This is a genomic window from Nostoc sp. DedQUE12b (genome assembly GCF_034530835.1).
GTDB lineage: Bacteria > Cyanobacteriota > Cyanobacteriia > Cyanobacteriales > Nostocaceae > Nostoc.
In genome coordinates, this window is sequence record NZ_JAVRCI010000044.1 from 18,699 (window position 1) to 41,708 (window position 23,010).

General features: G+C 41.1%; 17 protein-coding genes. 5 read left to right on the top strand and 12 right to left on the bottom strand.

The genetic code is table 11. The features are described from left to right. Nucleotides 1-100: 100 nt before the first annotated feature. Nucleotides 101-1,831, bottom strand: coding sequence for a diflavin flavoprotein (locus RMY16_RS20545; protein WP_322737955.1), 1,731 nt, complete (start codon nucleotides 1,829-1,831; stop codon nucleotides 101-103). A 220-nt stretch (nucleotides 1,832-2,051) separates the two neighbouring features. Between RMY16_RS20545 and RMY16_RS20550 the strand changes: the two genes are divergently transcribed. Together RMY16_RS20550 and RMY16_RS20555 are read left to right on the top strand one after the other, a co-directional pair. After that, complete coding sequence (locus RMY16_RS20550) at nucleotides 2,052-3,035, top strand: 1-aminocyclopropane-1-carboxylate deaminase/D-cysteine desulfhydrase (RefSeq protein ID WP_322737956.1); 984 nt, start codon at nucleotides 2,052-2,054, stop codon at nucleotides 3,033-3,035. A gap of 108 nt (nucleotides 3,036-3,143) precedes the next feature. Further along, the gene (locus RMY16_RS20555) at nucleotides 3,144-4,931 is read left to right on the top strand and encodes a GmrSD restriction endonuclease domain-containing protein (RefSeq protein WP_322737957.1); all 1,788 of its coding nucleotides are present in this window, start codon (nucleotides 3,144-3,146) and stop codon (nucleotides 4,929-4,931) included. Nucleotides 4,932-4,973: 42 nt separating this feature from the next. Here RMY16_RS20555 and RMY16_RS20560 read toward each other — a convergent pair whose 3' ends face one another. From RMY16_RS20560 to RMY16_RS20575, 4 genes are all read right to left on the bottom strand, one after another. Further along, nucleotides 4,974-6,131 carry a cysteine desulfurase family protein gene (locus RMY16_RS20560; protein ID WP_322737958.1) on the bottom strand — a complete coding sequence of 386 codons (1,158 nt, stop codon included), beginning with the start codon at nucleotides 6,129-6,131 and terminating at the stop codon, nucleotides 4,974-4,976. Nucleotides 6,132-6,136: 5 nt separating this feature from the next. Then, a complete protein-coding gene (locus tag RMY16_RS20565; protein WP_322737959.1) occupies nucleotides 6,137-6,763 on the bottom strand; it encodes a type I restriction endonuclease in 627 nt (208 codons plus the stop codon). A 109-nt stretch (nucleotides 6,764-6,872) separates the two neighbouring features. Beyond that, a complete protein-coding gene (gene bcp, locus RMY16_RS20570) occupies nucleotides 6,873-7,352 on the bottom strand; it encodes a thioredoxin-dependent thiol peroxidase (RefSeq protein ID WP_322737980.1) in 480 nt (159 codons plus the stop codon). Nucleotides 7,353-7,509: 157 nt separating this feature from the next. Continuing rightward, nucleotides 7,510-9,363, bottom strand: coding sequence for a protein kinase domain-containing protein (locus tag RMY16_RS20575; RefSeq protein WP_322737960.1), 1,854 nt, complete (start codon nucleotides 9,361-9,363; stop codon nucleotides 7,510-7,512). 233 nt (nucleotides 9,364-9,596) lie between these two features. Here RMY16_RS20575 and RMY16_RS20580 point away from each other — a divergent pair, with 233 nt between their 5' ends. The 3 genes from RMY16_RS20580 (at nucleotide 9,597) to RMY16_RS20590 (ending at nucleotide 12,047) form a co-directional block, all read left to right on the top strand. Next, entirely contained in the window at nucleotides 9,597-10,451 is an 855-nt protein-coding gene (locus RMY16_RS20580) for an FAD-binding domain-containing protein (protein WP_322737961.1), read from the top strand. Next, entirely contained in the window at nucleotides 10,448-10,876 is a 429-nt protein-coding gene (locus RMY16_RS20585) for a hypothetical protein (RefSeq protein WP_322737962.1), read from the top strand. Before RMY16_RS20580 ends, RMY16_RS20585 begins: the two co-directional genes overlap by 4 nt. An 850-nt stretch (nucleotides 10,877-11,726) precedes the next feature. Continuing rightward, nucleotides 11,727-12,047 (top strand): hypothetical protein, encoded by a 321-nt coding sequence (locus tag RMY16_RS20590; RefSeq protein ID WP_322667709.1) that lies wholly within the window; start codon nucleotides 11,727-11,729, stop codon nucleotides 12,045-12,047. A gap of 198 nt (nucleotides 12,048-12,245) precedes the next feature. On the opposite strand, the gene RMY16_RS20595 is transcribed toward RMY16_RS20590, so the two are convergent. From RMY16_RS20595 to RMY16_RS20625, 7 genes are all read right to left on the bottom strand, one after another. Further along, nucleotides 12,246-12,569, bottom strand: coding sequence for a DUF2103 domain-containing protein (locus RMY16_RS20595; protein WP_322737963.1), 324 nt, complete (start codon nucleotides 12,567-12,569; stop codon nucleotides 12,246-12,248). Between the two features lie 5 nt (nucleotides 12,570-12,574). Further along, nucleotides 12,575-12,901 carry an ATP-dependent Clp protease adapter ClpS gene (gene clpS, locus RMY16_RS20600; protein WP_322737964.1) on the bottom strand — a complete coding sequence of 109 codons (327 nt, stop codon included), beginning with the start codon at nucleotides 12,899-12,901 and terminating at the stop codon, nucleotides 12,575-12,577. 286 nt (nucleotides 12,902-13,187) lie between these two features. Continuing rightward, nucleotides 13,188-15,218: an FAD-dependent oxidoreductase gene (locus RMY16_RS20605; RefSeq protein WP_322737965.1), complete on the bottom strand. Its 2,031-nt coding sequence runs from the start codon at nucleotides 15,216-15,218 to the stop codon at nucleotides 13,188-13,190. Nucleotides 15,219-15,718: 500 nt separating this feature from the next. After that, nucleotides 15,719-19,702 carry a DUF4912 domain-containing protein gene (locus tag RMY16_RS20610; RefSeq protein WP_322737966.1) on the bottom strand — a complete coding sequence of 1,328 codons (3,984 nt, stop codon included), beginning with the start codon at nucleotides 19,700-19,702 and terminating at the stop codon, nucleotides 15,719-15,721. Nucleotides 19,703-20,104: 402 nt separating this feature from the next. After that, a complete protein-coding gene (locus RMY16_RS20615) occupies nucleotides 20,105-21,217 on the bottom strand; it encodes a precorrin-8X methylmutase (protein ID WP_322737967.1) in 1,113 nt (370 codons plus the stop codon). A gap of 3 nt (nucleotides 21,218-21,220) precedes the next feature. Then, entirely contained in the window at nucleotides 21,221-21,772 is a 552-nt protein-coding gene (locus RMY16_RS20620) for a hypothetical protein (RefSeq protein WP_322737968.1), read from the bottom strand. Beyond that, entirely contained in the window at nucleotides 21,759-22,877 is a 1,119-nt protein-coding gene (locus RMY16_RS20625) for an ATP-binding protein (RefSeq protein WP_322737969.1), read from the bottom strand. Before RMY16_RS20625 ends, RMY16_RS20620 begins: the two co-directional genes overlap by 14 nt. Nucleotides 22,878-23,010 lie beyond the last annotated feature (133 nt).

The following is a 23,010-nucleotide window of genomic DNA, read 5'->3' on the forward strand; positions in this document are numbered from 1 at the left end:
CGATGAATTGCGTCTGTACAAGAGTGGGTAAAGACGCGATGTATCGCGTCTGTAGGAAGTAGGGGAAAATAATGACCAATGACAAATGACAAATGACTAATTAGTAATGATTGCCAATTTTGCGGTGGTGAGCGGCAGTAAGTGCATGTAAATTAGCAACTCTTCCAGTTTGGACTGTGCTATAAATTACCCAATGATCGCCACAATCCATGCGGCTAGTAATTTCACATTCCATGTAAGCCAAAGCTTCAGCTAAAACGGGCGATTCATTTTTCGCTGGATATGTTTTCACACCAGCAAAGCGGTCTGCACCAGGAGGAAAACGTTTCAGGAAATGTTTCATTAATCCTTGATATTTGCCTTCTTCTAAAACGTTTAAAACGAAGCGATCGCCAACGTGCATCAAGGATTCAATTGCCCGATCTTTGGATACTGCGATCGCTACCCCTAAAGGCTCAAGACTGGCTTGTGTCACCCATGAAGCCAACATAGCACTCTGAATTTCTCCTTTTTTGGCGGTGATAATATACAATCCTGTACTAATCCGCCCTAAAGCTTTTTCTAGCTCCGTATTGATAGATTTAATTTGTTTAATGGTGCGATCGCGGGTCAACCATTGACCCATATCCGTCCCTGCTTCATCACAAAGCTGTTCCGTTGATTGAGTAGGAATTTCCTTAACTAAGATAGGAGGAAAAGCTTCAGTTAATCCCAGTTCTTGAAACTTATTACGTAAAGGATAAACAGGTTCATCTTCTCCCCCTCCTGACTCTAATAAACCAATTGCCTGCTTTTTGTGAACAGCAGCCAAAATTGTACTTAAAGCAGCTTGAATCATCACCGAAGATTGGGGTGGCATTGCAATTACTAAACCAGAAGCTTGTGCAACTAATTCTCGAACTTCTTGAGGCTCAGCACTATTGAGGTCTACTAATTCTATTGCCACGCCTGTTTTCGCGCATCCATGAGCTATTGTACGGACTAAATGTTCGCTATGCCCGTAATCTTCAACATAAAATAGAGCCACTAAAGTCTCTGTTTTTGTTTGTTCTAAACTCCAGTTTTGATACCGTCCAAGCCATTCAGAGATATAGTGTTTTAATAAAGGACCATGTCCTGTAGCAACAGTTGCTATTTCTAACTTTTCAATCCGCTTTAAAGCTGCCAAGACAGACCGGGCATTTGGGCCCATGAGACAATCATAGTAATAGTGAAAATCTTCCTCTATTAAAGTAATATTTTCATCATAGGTGTGGTCATCACAGTAGTGCATCCCAAACACATCACAGGTGTAGAGAGTGGAAGTTTTGTGGTCATAGGTCAAGATTGTGTCTGGCCAGTGTAAGTTTGGTGCAGAGATAAATTCTAATTCGTGTCCGTTACCTAAATCTAATCGCTCTCCACTTTTCACCTGTATTGATTTAAAAGGCTGGTGAACCATATTTTCTAAAAATTGAATAGCCACCTTTGCACCAACAACAGTAATGGAAGGAGCTAATTGCAAAATCTCTTTCACTAACCCACTGTGGTCTGGTTCTGTGTGACTGATAATTAAGTAATCTATCTTAGCCGGATCAATTAATCCCGCCACCACCTCAAGATATAATTCCTCAAACTTGCAGTGAGATGTGTCAACTAAGGCAATTTTTTCTCCTTGAATTAAAAAAGAATTATAGGTTGTTCCATTCCGTAAACCAAACTCGATATCAAAACGTTCTCTATCCCAATCGAGACAACGTATAGCAGTCGTTTGAGGAGCAATTTCAACAGTTTCAATCGTCAAACGTCCGGGATTGGAAATAACTTGAGTAAGCTGTGTGAGTGCAACCATTTCTTTTCTCCAAAAAGAATATTATCTGGAGCGAGTGTTATGTTTCTTATATTTACCTGAAACACTCAATTAGTAAAATGCTAATTTCTAAAGCTAATCATTAGAAAGATTTATTCATCATTTAGCTTGACTTACCATTGAATTACTCAATGTTTATCATTACTTTTATATTCGATAATGAACGTGAGAAAATGCAAATTCTAAGTTACAATCTTGACAGATGTCGTTAACCTTTATTGCTCCTCCTCTACAACAAATCAACAGCGAAATTGCCCGCCACGCTGGTGTTGATTTGTATGTGTTGCGCCTCGATCTCATGCACCCGTGGGTGAACGGCAACAAGTGGTTTAAGCTGAAATACAATCTTTTAGAGGCTAAAGAGAAAAATTTCACTACGCTGTTAACCTTTGGCGGCGCTTATTCCAATCACATCTATGCAACTGCGGCGGCTGGTAATCTTTTCGGTTTTCGCACCATTGGCGTAATTCGTGGCGAGGAGAGGCTACCATTAAACGCAACGCTGAGTTTTGCTGTACAACAGGGTATGCAGCTTGTGTATCTGAACCGTGAAATGTATCGACAGCGCAACACACCAGCGTTAGAAGAATATCTGCGACAACGTTTTGGTGAGGTGTTTATCATTCCCGAAGGTGGGAGTAATTTAAATGGTGTGCGCGGTTGCACAGAAATAATTAGTAATGCGATGCCTACGGCAGTCACTGAGCGCAGCCGAAGTACTGGCTACGCCTACGCATTTGATCATATCTGCGTAGCCTGCGGTACAGCTACAACACTAGCGGGGATTGCGCTTTCGTTGCATGAAGGACAAAGAGCGATCGCTTTTCCCGTATTAAAAAATGGCGCATTTCTTGCACAAGAAATCGAAAGCTTATTGACAAATTACCTCGCCTCTGGTTCACCCACACCATATAATTCTCCCGCTTCTTGGGAATTGGTATGTGATTATCATTTCGGCGGCTATGCAAAGGTGAACGATGAGTTATTATTATTCAGCCAACAGCTCACACAGGAACATGGCGTACCCCTCGATTACGTATATACCGCCAAAATGTTTTACGGAGTGATGGATTTACTACATCAGGGATTTTTTTGTAAAGGCGATCGCTTACTGCTGGTACACACAGGTGGCTTACAGGGTAACGTTGGCATGGAAGAAAGGTTGCATAGATTTTCTAAAATCTGAGTTGCCACTTAATTAAATATCAGTTAACCTTGTATGGAATTTTACTCAAGCAAGTGAAATTGACACGCCAATCTTGATATTTACTCAAAGTTAGATAAGGTTAATTTAATGTCTACATACACTGATCGCATTCAGCCAACTAATTCTGCCATTGCTACTTATTTGGATAATCTCTTAGCTAGAAAGTATCAAATTCCTACTTTTCAACGAGATATTGTCTGGGAAAAAGAGAATGTTAAAAAGCTCTGGGATAGTATATATAAATTTTATCCATTAGGAAGTATTTTAATTTGGAAAACTAGTACCAAGCTTGAAAGTCATAGAGAAATAGGAGGTATTAAGCTTGCTGACGATTTTTCCTCTAACGAATATCAATATATTTTAGATGGACAACAAAGGACTACTGCCCTTTTAACCTCAATATATGGAGATAAGAATAATATTGCTTGCAAAAATAAGTTTAACCCAACACTATATGTAGATTTGACTATTGAATTTACTGATGCGACAGATGATATAAGTTACATCAAAAGATTTCTATTTTGGGATGAGATAGATGATAAAAATGGGCAAAATAAATTAAATAAAAGTAGAAAAAAACGTTATGATGAAAACCTGATTGTCAAGTTAGAAGATATTAAAAATGATTATAAAAATGTTGAAAAAAATCTTTATAAAAGTGGCTACGGTGACTTTGATCATCCCTATAGAGAACAGCTAGCAAAGTGTAAAGAAGTTTTGGACAATTATAGAATGTCCTTTATTGAATTGCGCGGTATTGAAGTTGCAGAAGTCTGCCAAATATTTGAGCGAATTAATCAAGCTGGCAAACCCTTAGATATCTTTGATATCGTGGTAGCTAAAACTTTTCGGGTTGAGGGCAAAAAGAATAATATTTCTGGATTTTACCTTCGTGAACTAATTAATAATTTTAGAGAGTCGATTGCTAGCAGTCAATATGCGACTATTGATGATTGGACATTGCTACAGATGCTAGCTGTAGTAGTAAAATTTGAATTTCCCGAAGCTGGGATACAAAATATTACTGATATGTATCTTAATAAGCTAAAAACAGAACATATTGAAGCTGTATGGTCTAATTTTAAAATAGCCGTTGCTAAAACTTTTGATTTCTTTGATAATATTTTGCATATTAAAGGTGGAAGATTAATCCCTTACCGATATTTATACCTGACGATTACAGCATATTTTTATCGTAATCATAAACCAGATTATAGTTTTTTAAATAAGTATTTTTGGTATTATAGTTTTCATAATGCAGACTTACTAACAAACACTACTCACCTCTGGGAACATATATACTTTTTTAATCAACAAAAGGCTAATAATACTTACTCATTCAATAAATTTGATATTGATAAGAATTCTCTCAGGAAATCTTTCTACAGTTATAGAGGTCGCTTATCCAGAGCAATACTATCACTTTATGCAAACCACAAGCCGCAAGATTGGGCAAAACCCCATAGAGATATTTTGTCTGATGTTTATTATTTGCTAACAGACAAACCTAATTTACATCATATATTTCCAGTTAATTTTATTAAGCAAAGTGGCATTGCTAGCCAAATAGAATGTGACAGCTTGATGAATATTGCCTATCTGTCTCAAATAACTAATTTGCAAATTAGCGATAAAAATCCGTTACATTATCTCAAAGAATATGACGACCCTAGTTTAGAAACAGTGTTAAGTTCTCATCTTATACCGAGGATCATTCTTGAATGGTCAAGAGCCGATGCACTTCCTGAACAGGCCCTAAGCATTTTTATTGAAGAAAGGATAAACCTATTATTAGAAGCTTTGAGGCTGAAGTTAGAAGGAATTGAATTTAATGTTTTTGATATGGGCAATCGCACAGATAATATCTCTTCCTAAATATACGATTGCCCAAAAAAGAGGCTTTGCTGGCTTTTATGCTTACCGTTTATTTTGTAAACTTTGAATAGTAGCGATCGCATGTTTCGCCACAATATCAATTTCCTCTTCTGTATTAAACCTGCCAATGCCAAACCTTATTGAGGCATAAGCTAGCTGTTGGGGGTGTCCCAAGGCTGTGAGAACATGGGAGGGAGCAGTATTTGCCGACGAGCAAGCAGAACCAGAAGATATAGCCATTACTGGCTGCAATCCTAGCAAAAGTGCGGCTCCATCCACTCCCTCAACACTGATACTCAAGTTTCCCGCCAATCGCTGTTGGGGATGTCCGTTGAGATGAATTCCTTCAACTTGCGAAAGCTGTTCCCATAATCTTTGTCTTAATTGGGTGAGGCGTTGGGTTTCTGTTGCTTGTTCAGCCAAAGCAATTTCTACAGCTTTGCCAAAGCCGACAATTTGCGGTGTATACAATGTACCAGAGCGCATCCCCCGCTCATGTCCGCCGCCGTGCTGCTGGGGAGCCAGTTGTACTCTGCGATCGCGTCTGCGGACGTATAGCGCTCCAATGCCTTTGGGGCCATATACTTTATGTGCTGTTAGCGACATCAAATCAATTTTCATCGCTTGCACATCCAAGGGAATTTTACCAATAGCTTGGGCGGCATCGGTATGAAAAATAATTTGGTGTTCATGGCAAATTTCCCCAATTTCGGCTATTGGCTGTAACACGCCAATTTCGTTATTTGCAGCCATCACCGATACCAAAATTGTCTCAGGACGTAAAGCTTTTTTTAACTCAGTTAAATCAATCAATCCATCTTGTTTAACGGGGAGAATAGTAATTTCAAAACCAAGATTTTTTAAATAATTACAAGGGTCAATTACTGCACTATGTTCAGTGGCAACAGTAATAATATGCTGACCTTTTTTAAAACAAGCTTCAGCAACACCTTTAATAGCTAAATTATTTGCTTCTGTTGCACCACTAGTAAAAACAATTTCTTCTGGTGTGGCGTTGATTGCTGCTGCTAAAATCTCTCGCGTTTGTTTGACAGCAGCTTCTGCTTCCCAACCATAAACATGACCGATACTTGCTGGGTTGCCAAATTTTTCTGTGAAGTAAGGGAGCATTGCTGCTAATACTCGTTCATCTACGGCTGTAGTAGCGTGGCAATCAAGGTATATAGTACGAATAGACATAATTATTAACTCAAAATTTGACTCAAATTTTTTAATACACTTAGAACTTGATACAGTTCATTTTTTCTCCTCAACAGCGTAAATTCATCAGACAATGCATACTTTGGTATATTTTGTTGAGTCAATTTTACAAAAATGAAATGACTACCATTTGTTACTAATCCAAAAGTAGGTTTGTCTTGATTAGGATTAGCCAACATATAAACAAGTGCTTGAGGTATGGCTTCTAAAAGAGAAAAGCTAGACCTTTTAGATTCAATTACTAACAACCAGAATTGTTCTTGAATAACTAAAATATCAATTCTACCTCTAATAATTTCTCCTTCATCTTCCGCAGAAATTTCTATTGATTCCTCGCTTCTTATATAAAAAGGCTCATCATAAAACCCAGCTAAATTGAGTAAACGAGATAAAACTACTAATTTCACCGTTTCTTCTGACAAAGGAGGACGCTTGACTAAACGGAGAAAATGGAGTTTTATTTTGTCTAAATCTTGCTTTTCTAAATCTGTAATTTCCGGTAAATTTTCAAACCATTCTGTGAAGAATGCCTCATCTTCGGCTAGCTGTAGGCTAAATCTTTCTTCCAAATAGGCAAGCCCGACATTTTGTGCTTGGATAAATTGAACCATGTTTATTTAAAACTGCAAAAAGTATAATTATTTACTTTAATCATCAGGCTGGCAGTTTCTAGAGCAATATTATGTAGCATTGGTGTAACTATACCTGCATTCAGTTGCATTAGGTGGCTGCTAATTCCCGTAATTTAGTTAAAACTGCTTGAGCGTGACCTTTGGTTTTCACATTAGGCCAAGTATAGACAATAATTTTATCAGGTGAAATTAGAAAAGTTGAGCGAACAACACCCATATATTCTTTGCCCATAAATTTTTTTAAGCGCCAAGCACCGTAGGCTTCTGTCAAAATATGTTCTGGGTCACTTAAAAGGGTGATTGACAAGTTATGTTTATTGATAAATTTACAATGGGATTTACCTGAATCTGGACTTACGCCTAAGATTTTTGCTCCCAGTTCGCTGAAGTCTTGATACAACTCGCTGAAATCTTTCGCTTCGGTGGTACAACCGGGTGTGTCATCTTTAGGGTAAAAGTAGAAGACAACCCACTGACTGCTGAGGTCGTCGAGAGTGACTGCATTACCATTTTGGTCAGGGGTGGAAAAATCTGGCGCTGGTTGTCCGGCTTGGGGAATGTTGCTCATGATGGGGATGTGAGAGATTGTGTAGGCGTAACTCGTCGTGGATATCGCTTTAGAATTGTACATAAGTTGAGCGAGCGAGTAATCTGATTTACTCGTGTGATGAATTTATCGGCAGTGTTCAGATTGGCGCCAATAAGTCTGTGTTCTTAGTTTGAAGCTATTGTATTCGCCATACTTTGATTGTAGAGTCCCGACTACCGCTAACTAGGGTTTGTCCGTCTGGGCTAAATACTAAAGATGTAACAGCATCTGAATGCCCAGTGAGAGTATAAATTTCTTCAGCAGTGCTTAAATTCCAAAGTTTAATCTTTTCGTCACTACTGCCACTAACCAAAGTTTGGCCATCTGGACTTATTGCCACAGAATTAACAACACCTAAATGTCCAGTAAGGGTAAAACTTTCTTCTTTTGAAATCATATTCCATACTTTAATAGTTCTGTCATAGCTGCCACTAACCACAGTTTTTCCATCTGGGCTGATTACTAAAGAACTAACACCAGCTAAATGCCCAGTGAGAGTACAAATTGACCATATCTTAATACTTTTGTCCTCACTACCGCTAACAAGGGTTTTCCTATCTGGACTAATTGCTATAGTAAATACTGGTCCTGAATGTATGCTAAGAGTGCGAACTAGCTCTCCATTATTTAGATTCCATACTTTAATATCACTACTGCCACTGAACAAGGTTTGTCCATCTAGACTGATGATTAGAGCAAAAACCTGGTATGAATGCCCAGCAAAAGTTTGAATTTCTTTGCCTGTAGCTATATTCCATACTTGTATTACTCCATTGATATTACCACTGACTAAAGAATGTCCATCTGGACTAATTGCCAGAGATTTAACTGTGTCTGTATCTGGAGTAATAGTAAAAATTTCCTCTCCATTCTTAAGATTCCACACTTTAATTGTCTGATCATTGCTGGCACTAATTAAAGTCTGCCCATTTGGACTAATGACTATTGAATTAACTGAGTCAGAGTGCCCAGAGTACCAATTTCCAAGAGTGTATTCTAGAGAAATTATTGGATTTTTGACTGTATATATTCCGGTATGAGACTTCGATTTATATAATTTGTGAGGAGATAAAATCTCAGAAATTTCTGCTAATTTTTGTAAAATTACATGAGTATCGGCTGGGCGCTTATTAATTGGACGTGCCATCAATTTATCTATCAAGTCTGCTAACGATGCAGAAATTTTAGGAGCTTTTTGTCGCCAATCCTCTAACTCATCTGTGTATATATCATGATTATATTGATCGCACAGATCAAAAGGATGTATTCCTGTTATAAGATGGACAAAAGTACGACCCAAGGCAAAGAAATCTGACTGAGGAATGGCACTTCCAGTAGCTTGCTCTAAAGGCGAGTAACCATCACTAACTGCTCTCGTGACCTGTCCAGCCAATTTTTTTTGTTCGTATGTTTTACTAATTTCCCTTGCTATACCAAAATCGATTAACACCAATTGCCCATTCGGTTGAAGCATGATGTTAGACGGTTTAATATCTCGATGAATCAACTGCTGTTGATGTACTTCATGCAATGTGTTTGCCAGTTGGTTTAACCAATCAACTGCCAGCTTTTCACTAATGGGGCGATTGCCTCTTTTTTGTAGCCACTCATGTAAATTTTCTCCCTCAATTTTCTCCATTACTAAACAATGCACTGGCTGTTGAATATTTATAGGAAAAAATTTAAAATATTCTTCCCCTTGTGGAATACCTGGATGATTAAGCTTACTTAAAACTTCAGCTTCTCGCTGGAATTGTTCTACAGCCTTAGCATCATTTTTCTTCTCTTCCTTAAGAACTTTTAAAACTTTGGGTATACCACTGCGATCTCTAACTTCATAAATGTCGCCGTAGCCACCTTTATCGCTCAGTAGACGAGTTACCCGATAGCGTCCTTCTAATAGCAATTCAGAGCTACAGCTTTGACAACGAAGTAGATTATCAGGGTTGCCAGTATTTTGGCAGTTAGGATTGATACACAAGTTCATCATCTCGAAAAGTAACAGATTTATCTGACATCTTAGCTTTACTTACTGATAAGCTGGAGAAAATCGGCATCACTGCGATGCCTGCGGCAGACTATGCCTACGCACCCATTCATCTTTGCTTACCATGAAAAAAGTTCTCTCATAAGGTTGAGAGCGATCGCTTATATTTATTCGCGATAATAATGACTTAACCTACAGGTATTTTTGTTTATCTATTCTTACTCTTCAAAGTTCACATGCCTAAAGATATGCAACGCGAATTTACCAACCGCGATGAGTTGGTAGCCTACCTGCGCGAACAATTCCCAGGTGCAGCAGAACGCGATGACCACATCAGCGAAACTCTAGGGGGACGCAAAGCGGCACAAATAGCGCTGCAAAAAATCGATCCTCTTCGCTACGCCCAAACACGTAATTTCTTCGCAGGTGCTATCACGCGTCTTTCGCCTTACATCCGCTATGGCGTTTTGAGTTTGCGAGAAATTCGAGATTATGTCCTTGACAAGGTACAGCACCAAGATGATGCTACGAAACTAATTAACGAGTTAGGTTGGCGCGACTATTGGCAACGGTTGTATATAAAGTTAGGGAATGAAATCTGGAAAGACCAGGAAGATTACAAAACTGGTTACACTGTGGGCGAATATGCACCCGAATTGCCGCAAGATATTAGAGAAGGAACTACAGGCAGGGTTTGCATTGACAGCTTTAGTCATGATTTGAGAGAAACTGGCTATTTACATAACCACGCACGAATGTGGCTAGCGGCTTATATTATTCATTGGCGGCGTATTCGTTGGCAAGCAGGAGCCAAGTGGTTTATTGAGCATCTTTTAGATGGAGATCCTGCTAGTAATAATATGTCATGGCAGTGGGTTGCTAGCACTTTTAGTCAGAAACCATATTTTTTCAACCGTGAAAACTTAGAACGCTACACTAAAGGCATTTATTGCCAGAAATGTCCTCTTTACGGTCATTGTGATTTTGAAGGCAGTTATGAAGAATTAGAACAGCGACTTTTCCCCAAAGGGGAATTTAGCAAACAAGCCAATAGCCAAAGTTGGCAGCGTGGAAAGAAAGGTAAAAAATGAATAAACCAATTGTTTGGGTACATGGAGATTGCCTCAGTCCAAATAATCCCGCATTGCAAAAATACCCTGATGCTCCAGCTATCTGGGTTTGGGATGAGGCTTTGATAGAAGAATGGCAATTGAGTCTTAAACGTCTAACTTTTATCTACGAATGTTTGCTAGAGTTACCTGTTGTTATCCGCCGTGGCAATGTGGCACAAGAAGTTTTAACTTTTGCTCAAGAATATGATGCCAATTTAGTTGTCACAGCCGATAGTCCCAGTCCCCGATTTGATGATATCTGTAATCAAATGGAGCGTTCTATAGCAGTGGAAGTGTTAGAGGTAAAACCATTTTTTGACTATGACAGCTATATTGATTTGAAACGCTTCTCGCGCTACTGGAAAGTGGCTCAAAATTATGTTTATCAAAAGCCCTCACCCTAAATCCATCTTCTAAGCTTGGGCTACGGTGTGTACACATCTTGGTACTGAAGCGCAAACCCTGGGTTTTCCCCCTTAATCCCCCCGATGCATTGGCTACAGTGTACACACATCTCTATGCCAAGTGCAAAATGTGGTTTGATCCCCTTAAATCCCCCGATAAATTGGGAGACTTTGATTCTAGTTCCCCCCCCTTTTTAAGGCCACCGTGTATACACAAGTTTGAAGTAGTTGATAAATATCGATTTTACCCCACCCTAACCCTCCCCTTGGAAAGGGGAGGGAACCAGAAATCTTATTTCCCCCCTCTTTCCAAGGGGGGATTAAGGGGGGTAATTCAACTTGTGTATACACGGTAGCTTTTTAAGGGGGGTTGGGGGATGAGGGCGGTTAATTTTACTTCAAAAATTTTGATTGATTTTTTAAGTAAGATTAACTCATAAGTGAATTACAACAAATGTTGCAATCATTTAAACGTTTCTTATACATGGAGGAGTAATTGTTGCAAAGTATTAAGCCTTTCCAGCAATTGCTTATATATTTCTTAGAAATACTTAAACCTTTCTTATACATGAAGCAGCAATTGTTGCAAAGTATTAAGCCTTTCCAGCAATTGCTTATATATTTCTTGGAAATACTTAAACCTTTCTTATACATGAAGCAGCAATTATTGCAAACGCTTCAATTTTGGCAACTAGTGTTGCAAATTAATGGAGTTACGAATGCTAAGTTGCAAGTGAGATTTTTCACTCAGCACTCTTCAATCTATTGAGGTTTGTAAATAATTTGTAGCTCCGCAAGGAATATTCCTTTAGACTGAGTTTCAACTGAAAAAATGTGGGAATAAACACAAATGCATTCGTTAAATATATTTTGTCACGAATCTGTAGTTGCTGTTTCCTTTGTCGCTTGCATTATTGGACTGTTGTTACTGTGGGATTGTAAGCAGCAAACAAATGAGATGGAAGAAACAGAGCGAATTCTGTTTAGAATGAGCTTTAGTTACTGGCTGGTTTACTGTGTAGCTTTTGGCATCGAAAAAATGGTTTTACCTGGCTGGGAATCTGTAGCCATGACTTTGAAAATAACTACGGCTCTGTCATATTTCTTAACTTTCTCTTGCATCGTTAGTCTGCCGCTACACAAATTTGCAGTACATCGAGTTGAGGAATAGTTATTAGGCATCCCTTCGGCTTTTCTACGAGACGCTACGCGTAGCTTCCCCGGAGGGGTACGCTCAGGGCAAGTGGGCAATTGGGTAAAAAAGTGAGATTCCCAACTCAGCACTCAGCACTCAGCACTCATCACTCATCACTCAGCACTCAGCACTCAGCACTCAGCACTCAGCACTCAGCACTCCTATCAGGCATGATTAACTTCTCATGGCGATCGCTAATGCAGCTTCTAGTTGATCCTGGGATAAAGTCGTTAAAATAAAGACCTCTTGTACCGTTTTTCCCTGCCGTGCAATGACTTTATAGCCGCCGCGAATGGGTACTGAAACACGTAGTTGCATTTTTGGACAGTGACCCTTCGATCGCCCAATCACTCCCGGCGTCACAGTTTGGATACCGTCTTGCTGACAAAGACGTTCTAAAATGGGGATAAGGCCAGAAAGGTGTGTTGAGTGATTCCAAACCAGTCTGGCAGCTTTTTGTGAAGCCGTGCGGAGGGGATCTACGGAGGGTTTGCCCATAATAATTAAGCTGCTTCTAAAGGTGCCATTGTCAAACCTGCTCGCCGCAGCTGCTGGTGATAGAGTTCCGCAGGTTCTTGGGGCCCGACCCAGACGATCGCTTGACCTTCATAGTGTACCTGATTAGTCAGATCCCACGCGCGATCGCCACTCATTCCCGGAATATATTTCATCAAACATTCAGACACGTGTTGGAATGTATTAAAATCATCGTTTAATACAATCACTTTGTAATTCGGATAAGTCTTACGGATAACTTGATTAGACCGTTCAGGAGCTATAGTTGGTGCCGTGGACATCCCGTAAACATTTGCTGAAAGTGTGATAACCATAAACCAATTGGTCAAGATAATTTTACAAAACTACACTACAAATAATTAGTTTAGTTCATTGTTTAGTAGTCTGTTGTCATTTGTCCGTTGTCATTTGTCTGTTGTCCTTAACCAACGACCAATGATATCGTGTCCGGCTAAAGACTTATCATTTAGACCTCAGTTATTGCTGGGGGAAAAGGCTTTTGGGATTTTTGCACAGATTCGGTAATCATAAGTGATTAACCGGACTTGATATGACAAATGACAAATGACAAATGACCAATGACAAATGACAAATGACAATCTATTTCCAATTATCCCAGTTTTCGTTAAAAATAGATGTATCTGGGAAGGCGGTAGGATTACCATTTTGTTGCAAAAGCCGCTTGAGTGCTTCTAGTTGTGGCTCTTGTTTAGGTAAGTCATCAACTAGTTGGTAAGGTGCGATCGCATTTTTGAGTGCAAAACTAGCAATAGTTCCCGCAGCTGCGCCAGCTGACCATTCAAAGGAGTGTACCCGATAGGCAGCAGCGGCAATATGACTAGTTGCAATACTTTTGCCACCTACAAGCAAATTATCAATTTTTTGGGGAATCATTGCTCTCAAAGCAATTTGGAAGGGATAAGCAAGACCCGCACCACGTCTTTCACCTGGACGTTCTGTGTTACCAGGGGCTTCTGGGGGACTATTCACCATGCAAGGATGGAAATCTATGGCGTAGTGACCAATACCCACAGCATCGGGGAAGATGGTAGAACGAGTCCGTCGCATTGCTTTGTCTGGTGGAACTTTACCCTCAATTACTGATACTGCTTCTAAACCTGCAACTGCTGCTCGTAGGCGACGATACATATCTGCTGGCAGAGTCTTGGAGTAATACTCGTCATTATAATCTCGGCGGGAAATATCAATTTCCCAAATACCAAAACCTCCGGTTTGTCCCCAACTAGGGCGGCCAATAATCCGCCGTCCTTCTCGCATATAAGGATATTTTGATAAACCATGCGCTGTCCCCATTGGTGAATTTAAACCGGAAACAAAGCGGTTATTAGTTTGTGGCTGCTTGACACCATCCCCTAGTTGAGAATCCGTAGTTCCAGCTACCAACCAGTAATAGAAAGATAAGGCATTTTCCTCAGCCTTGCGGAGCGCTTCTGTCCGCAGTCCTCCCATCCAACCCCCTGGTTCTAACTGTCCAGTACCTTGTAACTGTTGCCGAGTATAAATTAGGTTATCCTGGGCTGTTCCGGGGCGGTAGTCGTTACCCCAAGTCCAGTTTTGCATGGAGATATCCCCTGGTGTAGCCGCAGTAAAGCTTACACCGCCAAATTTTGCTGGTTTCCCTTTGTTTGGACTCCAAATGCGACGATAGGTAAAAACTAAATCAAAGTTAGCCAGTCGCTTCAATTCATAGCTGAAATATGGCGCATATTGTGGATAAAATGCAGGCATTGTCTGCGGTTGCGGTTCCTTAGTGGCCTCCATTGCAAATGTGTAGGTAAAGCCTTGAGGACAATAGGGGTCATTATTAGCACTGGAAGCAGAAGGTTCTAAGTAAGAACGGGCATCAATACCTAATCGATAAGGGACATCAGCGAGGGCAATAATTTCTCCAGTTTCGCTAGCGTCTATGACATACCATTTAGCAGCATCCTCTTTCACTGCCTTGGGGATGAAACGGACAATAGTTTTAGTAAACCGAGATGAGTTTTCGTAGCGATAGGCATCTTCAATGCTTTGAGATAACGTAAAAGTATTGAGAGGTGGTGCGCCTTTTGGTGGTTGAGATTGAATTGCGATCGCACCATTAATTATTTTGCCATCAGCAGCGATTTCTAAATCCTTAATTACTGTGTTGGGAAACCATTGCAACTTCCCTTTGCCCTGCTTTTCGGCATCTTTAAGCATCTGGGTCAAAATTGTGTGAGCATCGCGGGGAAGAAAACACGAGTCACTTACCCAGCAATCACCAGGGTTAAGCTCACCGTATTTGCGCTCAATGCGGTTTCGCAATTCCAGATAGCCACGAGAATAAAATTGTTTAGAACGTTGGGTTGGTCGTTCATCTAACGCAGATGTCCCTTGAGCAGAAATTTGTCCTCCCAGCCAGTCAGTAATTTCTGTAAGACAAACTGTTCGTCCTGCTAGCAACCCCTCGTAAGCTGTGGCTACACCAGAAAGTCCACCACCCACAACTAAAATCTCGCAATTTACACTTTTGTCTGGGGTTCTCGGTGGTGCTGCGATGGCCTGATTAAATGCGACTAAGCTAGAGATTAAATTAAGACCGACCAACGATGTTAAGCTAAAAGCTATTTTGTGTCTATGCTTCATAGTTAAAAAAACCGTTCCAAATCCTGTGTCACCTTGTAGACGTTAGCATTTAAAAAATCTCTAACTCAAGAAATTTTTCCAGAGCAAGAGACGCGATGAATTGCTGTCTTTACAATACAGACGCGATGAATCGCCGTCTCTACAATACGCGATGAATCGTGTCTTTGTGATGATTTATCAAATTTTTGCGAGCTATAATTTTCATTAAAAAACTTTAATCGAATCGTATTGTAATCACTCCCTCTAACAGGGATGAAAAGGAAAGTTGGCATAATAAAATCCCCTCTTCCTACACTCTCTCAAAACGGAGAATCGGGTTAGAGGGGAATGCCATTGCTTTGACTGGTTCCCAGCCTCTAGGCTCTTAACCCATTCTGGGAGGCTCCGCCTCCAGTAGCCTGACAAGAGGCAGAGCCTCTTTTAAATACATTCCCAGCCTCCAGGCTGGGAACAAGATGACACAAGCCTTTGGGCTTTTATTGGGATAACTCAGCGTAATGTTAGCTTTCGGAAGTTTCCTGAGAGAACTTTTTATGAATAGTTCTTGTGGATTCCCCATCAGCAGCTACCGTGATCAGATAGTCCATTAAACCATCTGAAAAGGGGAGACGTAGGTGGAAAGTACCATCGGGTTTAACTTTGATGGGATGTCCGCCAATGTTTACGTTGGTATTTGGTTGAGTTGCTCCGTGAATAATTAATTCAGCATCAGCCACAAACCAGAAATCTCCGTGGGGACGACTGAAAACCCGGACGTTAGCGGAACGAGCGATAAGTAACCAACGATCGCCATCAGCAATATAGCCAATTTCAACCATGTAATCGCGATCGCTCACGGGAATCGCCACAAAGCGATCGCGTGCTACTTCTTCAGATTCATACTGCTGAACAAGCTGGGGACTTTGATAACTCAAGTCAATGCCGGTGACATCATAGAGTCGCACTACTAATTGAGAACCGCCCTGTTGTCGCAGTGCTTCCGCCTGAGCTTTGGAAATGTACCAAGAGACATAAGCCCACTTGGGAGTGCGGGGTGTGAGGACAATACTGCTCTCTTCTGGGGCAGTTTCTTCTTCTACATCTGCCAAAGCAATAGCGGTTTCGCTTACTAATGCTACATTTTCAACGACGGGATCTTTTGTCGTCGGCTCTGTAGGCACTGGACTAAAGACACGAACGATCGCAGAACGGGCTATGAATAACCAGCGTAGTTTACCGCCGTAGGGATCGCCATCAGCGACATAGCCAATTTCAGCTATGTAGTCGCGATCGCTGATGGGAATTTCTACAAAGCGATCGTGTGCTGTCTCTTCACATTCATACTGCTGGACAAACTGAGGATTTTGATAACTCAAGTCTATTCCAGTCACATCATACAGCCGCACTACCAATTGAGAGCCGCCCTGTTGTCGCAGTGCTGCTTTCTTCGCTTCGGAAATCTCCCAAGAAACTTCAGTCCATTGGAAAGTGCGGGGTGTGAGGACAATACTGCTCTCTTCTTGGACATCTACCAAATCAACATCTGTTTTATCCGCGATTGCGACATCATCAACTACGGGATCTGGATTCACCGGACTGGAGACATGAATGATCGCAGAACGGGCGATGAATAACCAGCGTTCGCCATCAGCGAGATAGCCAATTTCAGCCATGTAGTCGCGATCGCCCTGGGGAATGTCCACTAATCCTTCGTTTTCTGTTTCCTCAGATTCATACAGCTTTACAAGCTGCGGAGGTTGATAACTCAAGTCAATGCCAGTCACATCATACAGCCGCACGATCAATTGAGAGCCGCCTTGTTGCCGCAGTGCTGCTTTCTTGGCTTCGGAAATCTCCCAAGAGACATGAGCCGATCCATCAGTATCGGGTGTGAGTAAAATACTGCTTTCTTCTTGAGTATCTACCAAACCAATAGCTGTTTGGGCTGCCATTGCCACATCATCAACTATCGGATCTGGATTCACAGGACTGAAGACACGAACAATTGCAGAACGAGCGATGAATAACCAGTGTTCGCCATAAGCAATATAGCCAATTTCAGCTATGTAGTCGCGATCATTGAGGGGAATTTCTACAAAGCGATCGTGTGCTGTCTCTGCACATTCATACTGCTTCACCAGCTGCGGAGTTTGATAACTCAAATCAATGCCAGTCACATCATACAGCCGCACTACCAATTGAGTACCGCCTTGTTGCCACAGTTCTGCTTTCTTGGCTGGGGAAATTTCCCAAGAGACATGAGCCGATGTATAAGTATGCGGTGTGAGTACAATACTACTTTCTTCATCTGCATCAACCAAACCACTAGCTGTTTCGGTTGCGAGCGCTTCATTTTGAGTATCCGATCCGAAAGTGCTAGCCCAAGCGCCAACTCCTGCACCCGCTGCTAAAGCTGCGGCTGCGGCCAAATCTGTAGAGTTAGTTTCCCCAATCGGCTCGGCGGGAAGTTCTGACTCTGGCAAAGTTAAAGTGGGTTCGGCTGCGTCCGCTACCACATTCAATGCATCTTTACTCAATAAATCTTCTGGAAATTCCGGTAAATCCAGCAGTGAGGATGTATCTGTCTCTGATGCTTCCACATCGGCTGTCACTTCATCAGACTCTGCTAAGGGCAATTCATCTACTGAAACTGTATCTTCAGTTGAGGTGATACTCTCTAGCCAGTTCAATTCTGCCTGAAGTTCCTCATCTACCTCATCTTCACTAATTGCTGTGTCCCAATATCCAAAATCAGATGATGCTTGTGGCACATCTGGTAATTCTGGGAGTGGGGCTGTCACCTCAGATGAAGGCAGTTCCACATCAGATACCTCTTCTGGAATATTACCTGGGTAAGGATATGAAGTATTTACTACAGCCGCCGGGGCTTCTATATCCCATGCAACTTCATCAGGCTCAGGAGTGTATGTCTCTGTATAATTACTGGGATTTACAGTCTCATCAATGGCGTCTGTTTCTGTTTCTTTGTTGTTAAAGGTAGACCAAGTAGCTGCCCCGATGCCTGTTGCTATAGCTGCACCACCTAAAGCTGCGGCTCCCAAATTGTTATTTTCTGAGCCATTAGCTACGCCCGATGTCGCGCCTTCATAGAGGTTAGAAGTACCATTACTTGTCTCTTGTACTAAATTTGCTGTCTCCTGAGTACCATTTTGGTTCAAGTCAGATTGTGTTTGAGCATAGATGTTGAAAGGAGTGCGATCGGGGGTTTCTTGCTCTTGAAAGTGCGGTACTGCCTGCTCTTCCAGCGTCGTTCCATTCAGGGAGGAAGTTGTGCTAGCATCAAGCGCCGCCGTTTCTCCATTGGGTGGATGAGGATTTGATTCTGGTAAATTGTTTGTTTCCTCGGTGGGCGATGGGCGTTTTTTCACAATCCACCACAGTACAGATCCACCTACAGTTATAAAAAAGACAGGTAGCAGTAACCACAGTGGTGTTTCTTTATCTACAATTGGAGGGCTTTGTGCAGGAGCAGCCACAAAAGGCTGTTCGGCAAATGCAGAACTAGTGGCATTAGGGGAAGACGTAGGCGCTGGTGTCGTTTGGACACCTGGTGAAGCCGCAACAGCAGGTTGTAAGACGCTGGCTGCGATCGCCTCAGCTTCGGCAGCTCTACCTTTTTCTATAGCCTGCTGTCCTGCGGGTGCTAGGGTAAAGCCCAAAAAATCTACTGTGGTTAAACTCTGATCTTTTTTGTAAACGTAAACTAAAGGTTGCGAGAAGGGATATCTCGCATCAGCTGGCAAGGCTTGATGTAATTGCAGAACTCGCACACCTTTCAACTTCGACACCTGATTAGCTAACACATAGCTGATGCCGTCTTTGCCCAGTTGTTTGATGATTTCTGCGGTATTGTCTTCACTTACTTGGGTAGCATTAGCCCCTGTAGCAAATTCAGCAGTTTTAAAGGCTGGATAAGTACGAAAAGTATTGCGAGTTTCACTCGTATTCGGGTGATCAATTAACCGAATCTTGGCTGAAGGCCCTCCCAGTTGTGACCAATTTGTAATTTGCCCCCGGAAAATCCGGGCAAATTGCCTACTAGTCAAGCTTTCTTTGAAAGGATTGTCTGCACCAACCACGATCGCAATCTTTTCACGCTGCAAACGAATTTGCTCTAGTCCTTGAGCTTTTTCTGCTGGCGTCAACCCGCGCCCCATTGCGACTATATCGATTTTGCCATCTAGTAAATCTTTCAGCGCTGTCTCAGTGCCGTTTGCAGCAACTTCAACCTTTTTACCGACAAACTGTTTTTCAAAACTTTCTTTCAGGCTTTGGTTGATTGCACTCAAGCTACTGGAACCGTCAATCCGTACTATCGGTTCATTCTGCACTGTTTGTGGCAGTGGCGAAGAGGTAGTTTCAGGTGTAGATTGTGCCAGCATCGGTGCTGATACCACCAGAGATGCTGCCATTGGGGTTGTAGCTAAAGCAACCCATAATAACAGCCTGACTATCGAAGTATCTTTTTTTTCTTGTTGCCACATAAGCCCCTTAATTAAAGTAAAAAATAGAAAGCCTGCCAGTCCTAAATCGCGATCTTTATAAAGATAATGGAGGAGACGGGCTAATTATACATCTGAGTTATCTTTAGTTCTAATTACTTCAAAGCACTTATGCTGATTTATACTTCGCTGCAACGTGGATAGCATGATAATTTATACTCTAATTGCCAAAGTCTGTTTACTATAAATTTTTCTAAGTTATATTGCAACTTATACCAAGTTGGTAGTTTATGACCGCGATTATGAATCATTGAATTACTAAAACTGGTAAAGTGTAGCAAATTCAATATTATTTAACAATATTATTTTCAGTACTGCTGAGTCTGAGTTATGAGTGCTGAGTTATGAGTGCTGAGTGCTGAGTTATGAGTGCTGAGTTATGAGTTATGAGTTATGAAGATAACAATGACAATCTGGCTTATCTATTAATGACTCAACTAAAGCATTTAGGGCAGTTGCAGCTAAAGCACCACCTCCCAAAGTTCCTTCAACTGTAATATAAGGTATCCCTTGTTGCATCAATTGCCGCTTGGCTGCGGGAGCATGGCTAAAGCCAATGGGCATTCCAATTACTAATGCAGGCTGAATTTTTTGGTTAGCAATGGCTTCGCAAGTTTCCAGAAGTACTGAGGGAGCATAACCAACTACCAGCACACAACCCTTACTTACTTGCAGCAATTTTGTTCGCCATTCTTGATGTTGCCAAAAGGCGAGTTCTGCCTCTGTGGCGGTGGTAATATGAGGGTTATCAATTAAGGTTTCGGTGCGACATCCTAAGTGAAGTAATCGGGTTTGATCTAAAGCAGCAGCAACCGTTTGAGTATCGACAACAATTTGACAACTTGAAGATAAAGCTTCTCGACTAGCTGCGATCGCATCTCGACTCAATTTCACAAAGGACACTAAACTGACATCGCCACAAGCCAAAACCAACTGAGAAATTAAATGTTGTTCAATTTCCGAACGGTGAGACAAATCAGGTAGTAAGCGTTGTAGCGATTCGGTAAAAGCTTCTGAATGGGTATGAATTTCGGCATCCAAGCCACTCCAAAGATTTTCTAATCCCCCCAATCCGGCTTGGGTTTCAACATCAAGTAACTTCAGTTGCGCCAAAACTTCTGCTTGGATAATTTGACAATGGCGATCGCGCCCCAACAATCCTTCTAATGCTGATGCTGTTTGCCGCAGTTGAGAAATTTGTTGCATCACCGCCCGATATTGCTGCTGGAGTTGTCCCATGAGGTTAACCGTTGTGTCGGCTTCTGGTTCCACCTCCAAAATATTGCGGATATGGTTTAGCTGAAACCCTTGCTGCTTAAGTGCGACAATCCGTTGTAACCGGAGAACATCTTTTTTGGTGTAGAGACGGTAATTGCTGCGCGATCGCACTGGTTGCGGTAGCAATCCCAACTGATGGTAATGTCGCACCATCCGCGGAGTTAAACCACCGCCAACTGCATCAGTGAGTTCTTTAATAGTTAAGCAACCAGCATTCATGATTTACTCCAACAAGGGCAAAATTCTTTGTAACTCTTCACAAGCCGCCTGAAGAGATGGCGGCGCATTTTCATCTAAGCCTTGGTAACACTGATTTACCAAGTTTTCTACAGATGGTTTGCAAGCTGACTCATTTTTAGGAAATTTTGGATATTCTGTTTCTTCATCAACAGCCTGTCCCCGTAAATAATGTATCCAAGTTTCAATATTTCTTTTTGGCACGAATATTGCTATAGCTTCATCAGGCTGGCGAATCTGCTGTGAATCTTCTATCAGTGCATCATCTAATTGCTTCAACCTTTCGTCTACCGTTTTTTTGTCTGCATCAATCATTACAACCAGCCCAATAGATAAGTAACTTGCCTTACTGCGGTATGCTTTCACTTCTTTTGGATAACACAATCGCACATACTGTTCTGCGGATTGGCTTCCATCGGGGCAAGGCAAAAATCTGATTGTTCCATTAAAGCCTCGTATTTTTAGAAAATGACGAGCAAAAACTTCTTGTTGCCTATCCTCACACAAGACAAGAATCTGTATTCTACGCTGGCTCATACAGCCATCCCCGCGCAATCAATTCTGAAACGGGTAATCCAGTACTTTCAGCAACCTCATTGCTAATTTTTTTCACTCGCACAGGAGCATTACTCCGACGCTCAAACCAATAACCTATAGGTGATGCTAAAAGATAATTAATTAACTCAGGATGATGAGAAATTAGCAAAGCCTGCATTTTTCCCTCACTGCAAAGGTCATAAAGCTGAACTAGCCAAGGCTGAATTTCTGGAAGTGCTAAAAAGTTTTCTGGTTCATCAATACACAACGTGTAATCTTCAGACTGAGTGCAATATATTAATGTATAGAGAGCAATTAATACTTTTTGTCCATCAGAGAGTTCATTAAAGTAATAATCAATAAGATTTGCACGACTTTCAACAGATGCAAATCGTAATTTTAAAGTTGTATAGCCTACGCCGAACTGGTCAAATTTAAAACTAATAAAACCGTCTAAAACATTTTTTAAAATATTTATTAATTCAGCTACTTTACCCTGGTCGTGGGAAATATAACGATACCAAGAAACAAAGTTTTCTAAGTGAGGACTCAATTGTACCTCTTCTTTTTCACTCCCATTAATTATCATGCTAGGAATAATTTGTACAATAATAAATCGCTCCATTCGCTGTTTGAACCAGGTCATCTTTGTGATATCATTATTTGCCAAAAACAAAGGTAGTATGGACTGAGACCAATTAAAAGGATATTTCGGGCCGACTGAATGATTGTCATAAAAAATTTGAACTTCGCCTCTCTCAAACTTCAATAAAGGTTGGTTATCAAACCACAAACGTTCATATTGTACATGGCGATCTTCTAGATTGTGTTCAATAGCAAGTTCATATTTATAGTTGCCATCATTTCCGTCAATTTCTATTTCAAAACGCTGAATTGGTAAAGTTTGCCAGCGAGTGCAGTCAAAAATTGGGAAAAGTCCTTCTACCTTAGCTGCGCCACTTACAAAAAGTTGAATTCTCCGCAAGACTTCAAAAACAGTTGATTTACCTGCTCCATTACCACCAAGAAACAGGTTAATCGAGTCAAAATTCATCTCGAAATTTACCAACCCGCGAAAGTTATCAATATATATTCGCTTTAGCATAGATTTTTTTCTCCTAGTGCAATTTTAAAGCTAACAGTTAAATCGTCCCATTTACCTACATTCCGCTTCTGAAAAACACTCCAAGAACGCAGATAAAGATTTAACTTTGCGTACCTCAGCGTCCCTGTGCATT

Coding starts and splice junctions, on each gene's coding strand:
- RMY16_RS20565 (WP_322737959.1), bottom strand. CDS start 6,763: ATGGTTCAATTTATCCAAGCACAAAATGTCGGGCTTGCCTATTTGGAA.
- RMY16_RS20595 (WP_322737963.1), bottom strand. CDS start 12,569: ATGGGCAAACCCTCCGTAGATCCCCTCCGCACGGCTTCACAAAAAGCT.
- RMY16_RS20615 (WP_322737967.1), bottom strand. CDS start 21,217: ATGAATGCTGGTTGCTTAACTATTAAAGAACTCACTGATGCAGTTGGC.
- bcp (WP_322737980.1), bottom strand. CDS start 7,352: ATGAGCAACATTCCCCAAGCCGGACAACCAGCGCCAGATTTTTCCACC.
- clpS (WP_322737964.1), bottom strand. CDS start 12,901: ATGGTTATCACACTTTCAGCAAATGTTTACGGGATGTCCACGGCACCA.
- RMY16_RS20545 (WP_322737955.1), bottom strand. CDS start 1,831: ATGGTTGCACTCACACAGCTTACTCAAGTTATTTCCAATCCCGGACGT.
- RMY16_RS20575 (WP_322737960.1), bottom strand. CDS start 9,363: ATGATGAACTTGTGTATCAATCCTAACTGCCAAAATACTGGCAACCCT.
- RMY16_RS20550 (WP_322737956.1), top strand. CDS start 2,052: ATGTCGTTAACCTTTATTGCTCCTCCTCTACAACAAATCAACAGCGAA.
- RMY16_RS20590 (WP_322667709.1), top strand. CDS start 11,727: ATGCATTCGTTAAATATATTTTGTCACGAATCTGTAGTTGCTGTTTCC.
- RMY16_RS20610 (WP_322737966.1), bottom strand. CDS start 19,702: ATGTGGCAACAAGAAAAAAAAGATACTTCGATAGTCAGGCTGTTATTA.
- RMY16_RS20560 (WP_322737958.1), bottom strand. CDS start 6,131: ATGTCTATTCGTACTATATACCTTGATTGCCACGCTACTACAGCCGTA.
- RMY16_RS20580 (WP_322737961.1), top strand. CDS start 9,597: ATGCCTAAAGATATGCAACGCGAATTTACCAACCGCGATGAGTTGGTA.
- RMY16_RS20555 (WP_322737957.1), top strand. CDS start 3,144: ATGTCTACATACACTGATCGCATTCAGCCAACTAATTCTGCCATTGCT.
- RMY16_RS20605 (WP_322737965.1), bottom strand. CDS start 15,218: ATGAAGCATAGACACAAAATAGCTTTTAGCTTAACATCGTTGGTCGGT.
- RMY16_RS20620 (WP_322737968.1), bottom strand. CDS start 21,772: ATGAGCCAGCGTAGAATACAGATTCTTGTCTTGTGTGAGGATAGGCAA.
- RMY16_RS20625 (WP_322737969.1), bottom strand. CDS start 22,877: ATGCTAAAGCGAATATATATTGATAACTTTCGCGGGTTGGTAAATTTC.
- RMY16_RS20585 (WP_322737962.1), top strand. CDS start 10,448: ATGAATAAACCAATTGTTTGGGTACATGGAGATTGCCTCAGTCCAAAT.